Below are 14,193 nucleotides of genomic sequence, written 5' to 3' on the forward strand. Positions count from 1 at the left end.
GTGCATTAATTGCAATCATACAAAAAAGCCCTGTCTTTTCACAATTTGTTAAAAGACAAGACTCGTAGAATTTATTTATGTTTTCGTAGCTTTCCAATCTCTCGCAAATCTCTTTCCACACGCTTATTTAAAATATGTTCAATCAATTTTCCGATTCCCCAAATGATTAAAATAATGACAGCTGAAATAATAAGTTTTACAGGAGAGGTTAAAATATCACGCAAATCACTGCCTAAATAGCTAATTAAAAAGATTAAAATGGGTTTTGAAATAAGGAGTGTCAAAAAATAATACTTCTTTTTAATATTGGATAAACCAGCAACCGTATTGACAACGACAACAGGTGTAAACGGCAGGCACAGCAGGACAAACAGTGGTGTAAATCCTCTAATATCCACCCAGTTAATCAGTTTTTTTACTTGTTTCTGTTCTTTAATCCGGCGGAAGAGACGGTACTTTCCGAACATGCGAATCATGAGGAAGAACATGTATGATCCTGCTACCGTTCCAAGCCAGGACAGTAAAAATCCCCAAAATAAACCGTATGCTGCGGCATTGGCAATAATTATTACGAACAGCGGCAATATCGGTATAAATGATTCTAAAAATGTTAATAAAATTCCGAAAAAAGGACCTAATAACTTATATTTCTCTACAATTGTTTCTAAATTATCGATTGTCAGCCAATCTAACATAAATCAATCACCCCTACCAAAAACGATAAAAATTCCTGAAGTTATCCAATGCTGTCTAGTACAATTTAATCTTAACATAATTTGTTTATACCCGTTTCAGCCAAAAAAAAGAACCTCGCATTACCGAGATTCTTTTGAAATTAACTAACAACTAATAACCCTATTTTGTGATTATCATCACGATGGACAACATGCTGGGCAAGACGCAATTCGCCTGAATGATCAAGCACTTCCAAACGACAATGGGCAGCATTGATCTGCAATGCTTTATACAAATCTTCTTCTGTAAAAACATCTTGTCCATTTACACGCTTAATAATCTCACCTGCAACAAGTCCCATTTTCTCTGCAGGAGAATCCGGTAAAATGCCGGCAATCATCACACCTTTATCACTCCGTACAACAGCATAACTATTGCGGTCTTCTGAACGACTATAATGAATGCCGATAATTGTGCGTGAAATCGCACCTAATGCTAATGCAGCAGCACCAAGTACCGGCAGAAAATATGCAGCCAATCCGACGATCAGCACAAATTGCCCGATCATAATAATTGAACGTCCCATTTGAGGATAAACATTCATCGGCAGCTTTTGACGCACCATCTGCTGGAATCCGATAATAAACGGAAAAACGATGATCGAAAACTGTTCTGCTCCGACCGTAAACTGTGGCCAATAAGGCGCAAAATTTTGAATGCCTTCACCTGGAATAATCGTAAAGACAGGCAAAATCCAAAGCTGTTTACTAAAATAGCCTATTCCATTTAATCCACGCTTTGTTTTCTCAACAATCGGTGAAGCAAAACGGGCACCATACCGGCGAATTAAAATTCCTTCTGCCATCAGCAAGAGTCCTGTCATAATCGGAACGGTCATAACAAGATCGTCCGTAACATTTCTCCCTGCCAATTCAATAGTTCCGATTGTATATGACCAATCTTGCCATTGCATCCAAACGATTCCGCAAAAAGCAACCGCCATAACAATTGCCGGCGATAATAATTGATACATATAAATGATCAAACCTACGAAACTTACAATAAATACAATTGTCAATAATTCGAGTGATACTGTTAAGCCTATTACAAGACTAAATAAGGAAATAATAACGGACAGCATAAAGCCCATCGCAAGCATATTTTTCAGCTCGGACCAGCCACCTAGTATCCGTCGGTTAAAATACCTTCGTTCGCGCTTCACTCGGCGATATCCTAAATAAACTGCGGAAATGATGGCGATATAAAACAAAGGATTTATAAAAAATCGGCCAATCCCTTTTAAAATTTCAATCAAAACTGTTCCATCCATATTCTCACCTACCGTACGAATAATTGTACCAAATCCTTTACGGAATGCGTAGTCCCATTTGTACCGGAAATGAAATAAAGGCAGGGTGGGAGATTCGGAGATTTATGGAGGAGGTAAATAAGATGGAATTTTTTCAGATCGTTTTTAAATAAAATGGTAATCAAATAAAAAAAGCCCATTTCGTTAAGAAACGAGCTTTCAATATCTTTTACACTATCCCTTACTCAAACTGATGCATAATATAACTAATCGCCATCTGCAGCTGCATGTCGTTAACTTTCGACTGTTTGAATGTTTGCAGTTCTTTCGTTAATTCATTGAAAAATACTTCATCCATATAGCTTCCTTCTGCAATATCATGCTTGTGTCTGAAGCTCTCTACTTCCTGAGCTGTATCCTTATCAAAGAATCCATCTGTCCGGCTGATAGCGTAGCCCAGTTCACTTAAAATACGCTGGCTGTAGGCAATTTCTTCACTGTATTCTCCCTCTTCATAGCGCCCTTTCAGTATTTTTGTTTCCACACTGTAAAGAGGATGCTGTGTCACTTCGACATCCGGCTCTATTCCTACATCATGGATCCACTTTTTAGAAGGGGTAAGCCATTTGTTCGTTGATAACTTTACTTCTCCGCCGTTTTGAAGATCCCATGTTTGTTGGACCGTTCCTTTACCGAAGCTCGTCACTCCAATAATGACCGAACGTTTCCAGTCCTGTAGGGCACCTGCAAACACTTCACTGGCTGATGCGCTTCCTTCATTTTGGATAAGAGTTAAAGGCGTGTCACGCAACCAATTTGCGTAAGGCTGGAACTGTTCCACTTTCTTTGTTTTCAGTGGCTCTGTTACACCATCATGATTTTGCATATACGCAAAGATTTTTTCTTTTTGCTCGAACATGCTCATCATTTGGGCAACACTATGTAAATAGCCACCTGGATTGTCCCGCACATCAATAATTAACCCTTCCACTTCCTCCTTAATTACCTCATCAAGAGCCTCTTTCCATTCTTCTGCTGTTTTTTCACCAAAAAGATTGATCGTTATATAGCCAAGTTTTCTCCCTTCTACTTCGAGAACTTCTGCTTCCACCGTATCATTTTTCAAACGTTCTCTTTTCATGACTAACTTTAAATGCTGATCCATTTCCGGTCGATAAATGACAAGCTCCACCGCTTCCCCTTCCTTACCATACATCAGCTTACGAACTTCCCCCATAGATTTTCCGTCAAGTCGTACTTCATTAATTTGTATAAGCTCATCCAATGGTCGAATACCCGCTTTTTCTGCAGGCGATGCTTTAATAGGAGCCACGACGATAATCTTGCCATTTGCTTCTGCCAATTCCACACCAATGCCGATTCGTTCACTTGCGAGCGTCTGTTTATGTAATGCTGCTTCTTGCTCCGAATAATAAGTACTATAAGGGTCATTTATTGCATTTGCCATCCCTCGCAGTGCACCTTCCACCAATTTTTCAGAGTTGACATCATAAACTGATTCGCTCGTAATTAACTCATGCAGTTCATTGACTACCGCAAAACCCGCCTGTTCCTCTTGTGGCTGCGCCTTGATTTTCATAACACCATAAACAATTACACCGATACACACCATTACAACAATTAATAAAAAAATCCGACTTTTCCGCACGAATTCTCCTCCGTTCCATAAAATTTATGAAGCGAATGAAAGAATCATACTTATAAAGTCGAATTTAAACGTCACAAAATGAAGATATTTAAGATGCCGGTCTGCGCATTCTCCAAGCTTAATCTAGTTGCATGACATTTTCACGCAATGCATCCAAATCCAGCGGGCCAATGATTTGCTTTTGTATTTTCCCTTCTGTATCAATCATGTACGTTGTCGGCATTGTTATAATTTCATATTGATAGGCGACTGCTTCTGTTTGTTCCAGTACGATCGGAAAGGTGATCTCATAGCTTTTTAAAAACTGCTCCACACGCTCCAGTTTTTCGTTTGCATACGTCATATTGACACCGACAATTTCCACATTGTCTTCTTCACGATATTTTTCGTAGTATTTTTGCATATGCGGCATTTCTGCTTCACATGGCGGACACCACGTTGCCCAGAAATTCAGTACGACCCGCTTTCCTCTCAGCTCAGAAAGTGTCAGTGGCTCGCCTTGTAAATTATATAATGTAAAATCCGGTGCAAACTGACCTTTTTCGAGGCCCACTTCTTCGCCCAGTTCAACTTCTTTTCCTATTGCATTTTCGTTGATTGCCGTACTTTGATTGATCTCAGCTTTTATGTAAGTGCCAAGCATTGTGATGACAAGCACTAAAATAATACCGATTCCAATATTTTTTTTCATCAACATCACCCCACTATTTCTTCCTATTAGTACATTATCATAACTTTCAGGTATTTATTCAAACTGGAAAAACTTCTTTTGAATCGTCATTGATTTAATAATCTAATGAATCATTTAAAAACCTATATAAATTTAATTTTACCAAATATGATTATTTATTATAAAAAACGGGTATTTAAAATATACATATTTTGTTCTAAATACATAGTCTTAATACAATCGTCCCGTTACATTTAATGAAAACATATTAGACATTTGAATCTTATTTGTACATATAATTAGTGAGTTAAGATGGTAAAATGAAGAGTTTGCAGAAATCCATCTTACGGAAATAAATTAAGCACCATAATTAGGAATAATGAAAAAATTCCAAACACTGAATTTATCTATGAAGATGCCCATACTTACTTCAGAAGAAATAAATTTTAGTCCAGTTAAAACAAGGGGAACTTTTATGGAGAAATTTTATCAAGAAGTTTTAATGAACGGTATTAAAGATATGGTCTTTATTCTTAAAGTTGTAAACAATGATTTTCGTTTTCAGTTTATTAATACCGCTGCAATGAAACGTTTAAATTTGTCTAACCAGATTATTGGCTCAAGCATTATGGAGATTGAACCAAAGGAAAAGGCAATATTTTTATATAAGCAATACAGCAAAGTTGTTGAAAGTCAAAAAAGCTATACTTATGAAGATGTTTACGAAGAGAATGGTAAAAAGTATTATGCCGAAACCGATTTAAGCCCCTTTTTTGATGAAAAAGGTAAAGTTGATCGAATCATAGCGGTTGTACGCGATATTACACATGAAAGAAATGCGCTTTCAGATGCAATGGAAATGATAAGTGGACTGGCTGAAAGTAATGAGCGTTATCATTCTTTATTTTTTCATAATACAGACGGCATTTTTATTTTAAATAAAATGGGTTATATTACAGATGGAAATGAAGCGACTGAACATATTACCGGTTATAAAATAAAAGAATTATTTGGAAAACCACTTAAAGAGTTATTAGACAAAGAAGATACCGGCAACTTTGATAATTTGATAAGCGAAGCACTTAAAGGAACTAATCAAAGTGGAGATTTAAACTTTAAAAATAAAAATGGCGAGCAAATTAACATCATTTTTAAAATCATCCCGCTTTTGATCGATGAGAAAATCATTGGATTATACGGAATTTTGAAAGATATCACTGAACAGTTACAGAGCATTAACAAGCTGGAAGAAAGTGAAAAACGTTTTCGTATTATTGCAGAGAATGCTCATGACTTAATTACACTTGTTAATAAAGATGGAGAAATTACATATGTTTCCCCATCTTATAAAAATATATTAGGTTACTACCATCAGGAATATCTTAAGAAAAGTTTCCTTCATAATGTCCATATAGATGATCAAGAACGTTTAGTAGAAACTGTCCGTAATTCGATCAGTTCAGGTGAACCTTTTACTATTCAATTTAGACAAAAAAATGCTAAAGGAGATATGATTTGGTGTGAATCCATCGGAAATCCCGTGTTCAACCAAAAAAATACTTTTCAGCATCTGGTTGTACTCACTAGAGACATTACCTTAAGAAGAGAATATGAATCCAAATTGAAATATTTTGCTTATCACGATAGTTTATCAGATCTTCCAAATCGTTTATTTTTTAAAGAACAATTTGCGTTTGCAAAAGAACAGTTTCTAACAAATAATACACCTCTTGCTCTAATACTTTTAGATATTGACCATTTCAAACTGATTAACGATACTTATGGCCATGATACAGGAGATGCGGTTATTAAAGAATTTGGTTCTCGTATTAAATCAACTATCCGTGATCATGACATGGTGGCAAGATTAGGCGGAGATGAATTTGTTATTCTCCTCTCAAACATTCAAAGCTATAATGCAATAGAAATTGCAGAAAGAATCAACCACGCTATCCAGCAGCCTTGGAAACTGAACGGGCATACCTTAACGGTTACAACAAGCATGGGAATCGCAACGGCATCTAGTCAATTGAATTTTACGGAATCCAGTTTAATAAAAAAAGCAGATATTGCCCTATACGAGGCTAAAGAAAGCGGGAAAAATTGCTATAAATTATATAACGTTAACTCTCCCAACCTTTCTTCATACACAAATAAAAAGACCAAACTTTAATTAAAGTTTGGTCTTTTCTCTATGTTACAGTGAAATATAATTTAATGGGTTTACGGCGTTTGAACGACTGCCGTTCCATTCACCGACATGGATCTCAAAGTGTACATGAGGTCCTGTTGAGTTACCTGAATTTCCAAGTCGTGCAATTTGCTGACCTTTTGAAACCGATGCCCCAACACTCGTGTTAAATCCGCTTAAATGGGCATACGTTGTTGTGAATAATTGTCCTTCAATCGAGTGAGTAACCATTACTACGTTACCGTAACCATTCATCGAACCAACATACGAAACAACACCATCAGCTGCTGCAACAACCGGTGTACCGATTGAGTTGGCAATGTCAATTCCTAAGTGATTTTTACTTCCGATTGGTCCAATATCACGTCTGCCGAACCCTGATGTAAAGCGACCCGCTGCAGGTCTTGTCCAATTTCCTGCCGAAACAACCGGCAAGTTTCCGGAACTTACAGCACTATTGCTACTGCTGTTTTGTTTTTTCTTTTTAGCAGCCGCAGCTTCCAATGCCTTTTGACGGGCAACTTCCGCTAATCGGCGCTGTTCTTTAAGAAACTTCTCTTCCAGCTCTTTACTTAATTCTACTTTATCATCGTATTCAGCTTTAAGTTCTGTTTTCTCAGATCGTAGTTTCGCTTCTTCTTTTTCAAGCTCTGCTACTAATTTTTTCTTTTCTTTCTTTTGTTGATTTAATGAAGCCATCAAACTTTTTAATTTCGCTTTATTCGCTTCAAGGTTTTCTTTTTTCTTCACAAGCTCCAGCTTTTGAACTTCAAGCTTTTCCTGGTCTTCTTTTTGCTCACGCATAATTTGACGATCAGCGTCCATAAGTGTGCTTACAGCAGAAAAACGATCGATAAAGTCTACGAAACTATTTGCTCCAAGCAATACGTCAAGGTAACTTACTGTACCTGATGACTGAATCGCGCGAGCACGTTCACGCAATAGCTCATTTCGCTGTTCGATCTTCTCTTTTAATTCTGCGATTTCATCTTCTAAAATAGAAATTTCTTCGTTTGCAATTTCAATATCCAATTCGACAACGGCAATTTTATGGTTCGTTTCATTAATTTCAGCACCAAGTTGCTCTAGTTGTGAAATGATTTTTTGCTGTCTGTTTTGGTTTGTTTGAATCTCATTTGTTTTTTGTTCAAGTGATTTATTAATGTTTTTCTTTTCTGCTTCGAGTTGACTGCGCTCTTTTTTCAGTTCATCTAATGTTGCTGCAGATGCTGCCGGTATTTGAACAAATAGCACTAGCGCAAGTATTGCTGCAATGGTTTTAAATGAACGCGTCGTTAGCTTCTTCAAAAACTTTTCCCCCTAAATGCATGGGTAAGAGTGGCTCTTTTTGTCTCAAAACGAGCCACTTCCCACTATTTTCGTCATTGTCAATTTTGCCTTGGCAATGTGTGACAGTCGCTGAAAGAAGTTATACTTTTAAAAACTTACGAACTGACATGAAACTTCCCCATATACCGATGAACATCCCGATGAAAATAATTAAACCATTCACCTGGTACATAAGTGGTGTTACTTCTAACAATTGGAATAATTCCCCTTTTAATCGAGGTGCCAATAAATCATAAATATTGTAATAAGCAATTGTAACGGCTGCGACTGGAATAATAGATCCAATCAAACCAAGCCACATTCCTTCCAATACAAATGGAATGCGGACGAAAGAATTTGTAGCCCCTACAAGCTTCATAATTTCAATTTCATCTTTACGTGCAATAATCGTAATGCGAATTGTATTAGAGATTAAGAACATCGCTGTGAACAGCAGTCCTAAAATCAATACGAGTCCAACATTACGAGCGATTTCTAAGAAGTTAAATAGTTTTTCTACTTTACCCTCGCCATATTTTACTTCAAAAGTATTGTCTAAGCTATCAATCTGTTTTGCGACATCAGCTGTTTTCAAAGGATCGACAGCTTTGACATACAATACATTGTATAACGGGTTGTTCTGTTCGAATAAACTTAATTCATCGCCAAAATCTTTGATTAACTTGCTTAATTCTTGTTCTTTTGAAGAATATGTAACTTCCTCGACATCCGGCATATTATGAATCTCGTCAAGAAGCTGTTCTTCTGCCAGTTTCGCTTCTTCCGCTTCCGGAATAATATCGATCATGACACGAATTTCAACATCGTTTTCCAAATCGGAAGCGACTTTGTTTAAATTCATCATAATCGCTGCAAATACACCGACCAATAATAATGTGACCGTTACAGCACTGATTGAAGCGAGTGTCATCCAGCTGTTACGGCCTAATGATTTAAAACTTTCACGGAAATGACGGGCAATTGTTCTAGTTTTCATAGCCGTAGTCACCTCCGTACTCATCACGGACGATCATTCCGCCTTCAATAGCAATAACTCTTTTACGCACAGTATTTACGATTTCACGGTTATGTGTTGCCATTAAAATCGTCGTACCTTGGCGATTGATTTCCTCAAAAATATTCATAATTTCCCACGAAGTTTCCGGGTCTAAATTTCCTGTAGGCTCGTCCGCAATCATCACTTTTGGACGGTTCACAATCGAGCGGGCAATTGCAACACGTTGCTGTTCTCCACCTGACAGCTCATTCGGCAGCATTCGCACTTTATGCTTTAATCCCACCAGTTCGAGTACTTCCATTACCCGTTTACGAATGACACTTGGCTGTTCTTCAATTACTTCCATCGCGAACGCTACATTTTCATATACTGTTAAGCGCGGCAATAATTTAAAGTCCTGGAAGACGACACCAAGATGACGGCGTAAATGAGGTACGCGATTATTTTTTAGCGTTCTCAAGTTAATACCATTAATGATGACATCGCCGGAAGTCGGTTTTTCTTCACGGTACATCAATTTAATAAATGTCGATTTACCTGCTCCACTCGGGCCAACTATATATACAAATTCACCCTTTTTTATATGAACCGTAATCCCGTTTGCGGCGACGACCCCATTAGGATACTTCTTCACTACATTATTCATTTCAATCATTCACGAAACCACCTAAGCTCAATATCTAGTATTTTAAATTTTAGTCTTACCCATTATAGCATTTTCAGGCTCAAATTTTATTACATTTTCTTTTCAATGTAAGCCCCGCCTCGTTTTCAAACTCTCTGCACCGCCATGACAACATTAAAAGAAATCAATTGTCGCTAAATTTTCATAGAAATACACTTATTTTTTGGTTTTCGTAATGTATTTGTTAAAGTATGAAATGTTCTTAATATAATAAAATACTCTACACTATTTTTAATTATTCGACGTTTTCAGTGAAAACCCTTCTCAGCATTTGGATTATTATGGTATTTATAGGTAGTTTTTTAGAAATTACATTTTTCTATGTAGGAATGCGGCAGTTTGTGACTTTTAATTGGAGATTTGGCGGAAAACAAAATTAAAAGCATCCAAATTCTTTATGAGAAGATGGATGCCTGATTTTATTAATGAGTTTGTTGTTGCTTTGAGTCTTCCGAAACCCTGGTAAATCCTACCCCTATAGCAGTGTATAACGTACTATTACTGTTCCTGTGCGAGATTCCCCTACTAATTTCAGGAGTTTCGCACCTTCCAGTTCTTTTGTGAAACGGACTGATTTTGACAGGAATTGCTCCTCTTCTTCTGTAACCAGTACATCACTTAAACCGATATCTGCTTTTCCGAAGTTTGAGAAAACCTGGCCATCCAGTGCGACTGTTTTCGGAACATAAATTTCTACTGAACCTGCTAGTGCACGTGCCTTGATTTTATGCGCTTCCGCACTTGTTGTTGTGATAACAACATGTCCATTCATCGATTCAGCTTCGACTTCATTTAATTCACCGTCAACGTAAATACGTCCATTTGCTGTGCAGATTTCCAGATCTTCACCTTTAATATGACGGGCTTCTACTGCACCATTGCTCGTTTGCAGTTCCGCATGATCAAATGTTGCATTTTCCAGACGGATTACGCCGTTATGTGTACGCGCTTTTACTAGCTTTGCATCAACCTGTTCGATTGAAACGCTACCTGTTAATAGTTTCGCAATGACTACATCATAATGTTTTTCTGGAATAGCTACTTGGACTTTCACTTGTGCAAATTTATTTGTTGATTGAATAAATAATTTGTCATTTGTCAGCTTCGACATGTTTTCCGTTGCCTGTGCAATCGTTTCTTCCTCAGTACCTTTTAACGGTGTTTTCCCTGTCACATTCACAGTAACTAAATCATCCGTTGCACGTACGATATCCACCTTACCATTGGCGATTTCCAGCTCTACCCCTTTAACATCAGCTACAGGGTAAGCATACGTTTTAGTGAATTCCACTTTTTCTCCGAACGGTGTATCAATATCAAGCTCTTTAAACTTTGATAAAGCTGCACCGACTAACCCTGTCATGCGTGTGCTGAATTGCGATAAATCCTGCTTAATATCGCCCATAAACTCGTCCATTTTTTTATTGAATTCTTTATCGTTAAATGACTTGCCGAAAATATCTTCAAATCCTGTTGTTTTACGTTTTTCTTTTTGTTCTTCAAAAACCGGTTCTGCCTTATGCGGCTCTTCTTCATACTTTTCTTCAAAAACCGGTTGTTCGACTGGTGCTGCTTGTGCTGGAGTGGATTCCTTTTCCGACGACAATTTTTCCAGTAATACAATCGCCTCTTCTGCCGTAATTGTACCGCTTTCAACTAATTTTAAAATGCGTTTACGTTCTTCTTGCATAAAAAAATTCCTCCCTCTGCTTCGTATATAGTTATTATACGAGGAGGGAGAAAGAAAAGTTTCGTTTGCGCTCTTAGTTTTTCAATCTATTTATTTTGCGCTTCTTTAATTCTTGATTCCATACGTTCACGATCACGTTCCAGAATCGGTTTTAAGTAGCGTCCAGTATAGCTTTCTTTCACTTCGGCTATTTTCTCCGGTGTACCTGTCGCTAAAATTGTACCGCCACCTTCGCCGCCTTCAGGACCTAAATCAATAATATGGTCGGCAGTTTTGATAACATCGAGATTATGTTCAATAACAAGCACGGTCTCCCCGTTTTCAACTAAGCGCTGCAGTACAATCAATAAACGGGAAATATCATCCGCATGCAAACCGGTCGTTGGCTCATCCAAAATATAAAACGACTTGCCGGTTGAACGACGATGCAATTCCGACGCCAATTTTACACGCTGTGCTTCACCGCCAGATAATGTTGTCGCTGGCTGACCAAGCTTCACATAGCCAAGACCGACATCGACGATCGTTTGCAGTTTACGCTGGATTTTTGGCAAGTTCCCGAAAAACTCCAACGCATCTTCTACCGTCATCTCCAAAATATCGGAAATATTTTTATCTTTATATTTTACTTCCAGTGTTTCACGGTTATAACGCTTCCCGTGACATATTTCACACGGCACATAAACATCCGGTAAGAAGTGCATCTCGATTTTAATAATGCCATCCCCACGACAAGCTTCACAACGTCCGCCTTTTACGTTGAACGAAAAACGTCCTTTTTTATAGCCGCGCACTTTCGCTTCATTCGTCATCGCAAAAACATCACGAATATCATCGAATACGCCAATATACGTTGCCGGGTTTGAACGTGGAGTACGGCCGATTGGCGATTGGTCCACATCGATTACTTTCTCCAGCTGTTCTAAACCTTCTATTGTTTTATGCTTACCCGGCTTCACTTTTGCACGGTTCAGTTTTGATGCAAGTGACTTATATAAGATTTCATTTACCAATGTCGATTTACCGGAACCTGACACACCTGTAACGGCGATGAACTGCCCTAATGGAATATCGACACTGACATTTTTCAAGTTATTTTCAGAAGCGCCTTTAATCTTTATTTTTCGGCCATCTGATTTACGGCGTTCAAGCGGAAGCGGAATAAATTTCTTCCCGCTTAAATATTGACCGGTAATCGACTCTTTGTTTTTCATTACTTGCTTTGGTGTCCCTTGCGCAATGACTTGACCGCCATGTACACCGGCACCCGGCCCGATATCGATTAAATGGTCTGCTGCCATCATCGTATCTTCATCATGCTCGACGATAATTAATGTATTACCGAGGTCGCGCATATTTACAAGTGTATTAATTAACCGGTCATTGTCACGCTGGTGCAACCCGATTGACGGCTCGTCCAAAATATAAAGAACACCTGTTAAACGGGAGCCGATCTGTGTTGCCAGTCGGATCCGCTGTGCTTCCCCGCCGGATAATGTTCCAGCAGACCGTGCAAGTGTTAAATAGTTTAAACCAACGTCCAATAAGAACTTCAGTCGTTCAATAACTTCACGAATAATTAAATTTGCAATCTGGCGTTCTTTTTCCGTTAATTCTACTGAACTAAAGAACTCATACATTTCCTGAATGGAATGTCGAGTCGCTTCCGAAATATTTTGGTCTTTAATTTTTACGGCCAATGTTTCCTTTTTCAGACGGTGCCCTTTACAAGTAGCACAAGGCTGTTCGGTCATGTACTTTTGCATTGATTCACGCACATAGTCTGAAGATGAATCTGTAAAGCGGCGCTCGATATTCGCGATGACGCCTTCAAATTCGATATTTTTCTTATGCATACTGCCATAATCATTCGTATATTCGAAGAGAATTTTCTCTTTTCCTGAACCGTATAAAATTTTGTCCATTTTTTCCTTAGGAATATCTTTTACCGGCACATCCATTGGAATATTGTAATGTTTACATACCGATGCCAACAGCTGCGGGTAATAGTTGGACGATACGGATTCCCATGGTGCAATCGCATTTTCAAGCAATGTTAAATCCCAGTTGTGAATGACTAAGTCGATATCGGCCTTTGCCTTACTACCAAGCCCGTCACATGTAGGGCAAGCCCCAAATGGACTGTTGAATGAGAACATGCGCGGTTCCAGTTCACCAATTGAAAATCCGCATAGCGGACATGCATGATGCTCACTGAATAACAGTTCCTCATGATCGATCACATCGACTAGAACGCGACCATCCGCAATTCTGAGCGCTGCTTCAAGTGAATCACTTAAACGTGTTTCATTGCCCTCTTTTACGACAACACGGTCCACGACTACTTCAATCGTGTGCTTTTTATTTTTATCCAACTCGATATTGTCATCGAGATCACGCAGTTCCCCGTTTGCACGGATACGCACAAAGCCTTGTTTTTTCAAGTCTTCAAGCAGCTTTACATGCGTTCCTTTTTTCCCTTCAATAACAGGGGCAAGCAGCTGCATTTTCGTGCGCTCCGGATATTCCATCAGGCGGTCGACCATTTGCTCAACTGTCTGTGATGTAATTTCAATCCCATGTGTCGGGCAGTAAGGTTTTCCGATCCGCGCAAAAAGGAGACGTAAATAATCGTAAATTTCCGTTACTGTCCCGACAGTTGAGCGCGGGTTACGGCTCGTCGTCTTCTGGTCGATCGAAATGGCCGGAGACAGTCCTTCAATTGTATCGACATCCGGCTTGTCCATCTGCCCTAAAAATTGTCGTGCATATGCAGACAATGATTCGACGTAACGGCGCTGCCCTTCCGCATAAATTGTATCGAATGCCAATGAAGATTTACCGGAACCTGAAAGACCTGTCACAACGACAATTTTATCGCGAGGAATTGTGACATCAATATTTTTTAAATTATGCGCTCGTGCACCTTGTACGACAATTTCTGTATTTTTCACATT

The 14,193-nt window shown here is 38.5% G+C and carries 10 protein-coding genes; 1 reads left to right on the top strand and 9 read right to left on the bottom strand.

Translation table 11 applies throughout. The features are described 5' to 3' along the window. Window positions 1–71 precede the first annotated feature (71 nt). The 4 genes from M3166_RS10340 to M3166_RS10355 all read right to left on the bottom strand — a co-directional run bounded on the left by M3166_RS10340 (window position 72) and on the right by M3166_RS10355 (window position 4,344). The gene (locus tag M3166_RS10340; RefSeq protein WP_251689734.1) at window positions 72–695 is read right to left on the bottom strand and encodes a TVP38/TMEM64 family protein; all 624 of its coding nucleotides are present in this window, start codon (window positions 693–695) and stop codon (window positions 72–74) included. A 140-nt stretch (window positions 696–835) separates the two neighbouring features. Further along, window positions 836–2,005: a PDZ domain-containing protein gene (locus M3166_RS10345; protein WP_251689736.1), complete on the bottom strand. Its 1,170-nt coding sequence runs from the start codon at window positions 2,003–2,005 to the stop codon at window positions 836–838. A 220-nt stretch (window positions 2,006–2,225) separates the two neighbouring features. Further along, a complete protein-coding gene (locus M3166_RS10350; protein ID WP_251689738.1) occupies window positions 2,226–3,653 on the bottom strand; it encodes a S41 family peptidase in 1,428 nt (475 codons plus the stop codon). A 118-nt stretch (window positions 3,654–3,771) separates the two neighbouring features. Then, window positions 3,772–4,344 carry a peroxiredoxin family protein gene (locus M3166_RS10355; protein ID WP_251689740.1) on the bottom strand — a complete coding sequence of 191 codons (573 nt, stop codon included), beginning with the start codon at window positions 4,342–4,344 and terminating at the stop codon, window positions 3,772–3,774. Window positions 4,345–4,798: 454 nt separating this feature from the next. On the opposite strand from M3166_RS10355, the gene M3166_RS10360 reads away from it, so the two are divergent. Further along, window positions 4,799–6,496 (top strand): sensor domain-containing diguanylate cyclase, encoded by a 1,698-nt coding sequence (locus M3166_RS10360; protein WP_251689742.1) that lies wholly within the window; start codon window positions 4,799–4,801, stop codon window positions 6,494–6,496. A gap of 24 nt (window positions 6,497–6,520) precedes the next feature. On the opposite strand, the gene M3166_RS10365 is transcribed toward M3166_RS10360, so the two are convergent. From M3166_RS10365 to uvrA, 5 genes are all read right to left on the bottom strand, one after another. Continuing rightward, the gene (locus M3166_RS10365; protein ID WP_251689744.1) at window positions 6,521–7,822 is read right to left on the bottom strand and encodes a murein hydrolase activator EnvC family protein; all 1,302 of its coding nucleotides are present in this window, start codon (window positions 7,820–7,822) and stop codon (window positions 6,521–6,523) included. A gap of 121 nt (window positions 7,823–7,943) precedes the next feature. Beyond that, complete coding sequence (gene ftsX, locus M3166_RS10370) at window positions 7,944–8,840, bottom strand: permease-like cell division protein FtsX (protein ID WP_251689746.1); 897 nt, start codon at window positions 8,838–8,840, stop codon at window positions 7,944–7,946. Then, window positions 8,830–9,516 (bottom strand): cell division ATP-binding protein FtsE, encoded by a 687-nt coding sequence (gene ftsE / locus M3166_RS10375; protein WP_008403596.1) that lies wholly within the window; start codon window positions 9,514–9,516, stop codon window positions 8,830–8,832. The genes ftsX and ftsE overlap by 11 nt, the downstream gene beginning before the upstream one ends. A gap of 505 nt (window positions 9,517–10,021) precedes the next feature. Beyond that, a complete protein-coding gene (locus M3166_RS10380; RefSeq protein ID WP_251689748.1) occupies window positions 10,022–11,236 on the bottom strand; it encodes a DUF4097 family beta strand repeat-containing protein in 1,215 nt (404 codons plus the stop codon). A gap of 86 nt (window positions 11,237–11,322) precedes the next feature. Next, complete coding sequence (gene uvrA, locus M3166_RS10385; RefSeq protein WP_251689750.1) at window positions 11,323–14,190, bottom strand: excinuclease ABC subunit UvrA; 2,868 nt, start codon at window positions 14,188–14,190, stop codon at window positions 11,323–11,325. Between the last annotated feature and the right edge of the window lie 3 nt (window positions 14,191–14,193).

The organism is Solibacillus isronensis (genome assembly GCF_023715405.1).
Taxonomy (GTDB): domain Bacteria; phylum Bacillota; class Bacilli; order Bacillales_A; family Planococcaceae; genus Solibacillus; species Solibacillus isronensis_B.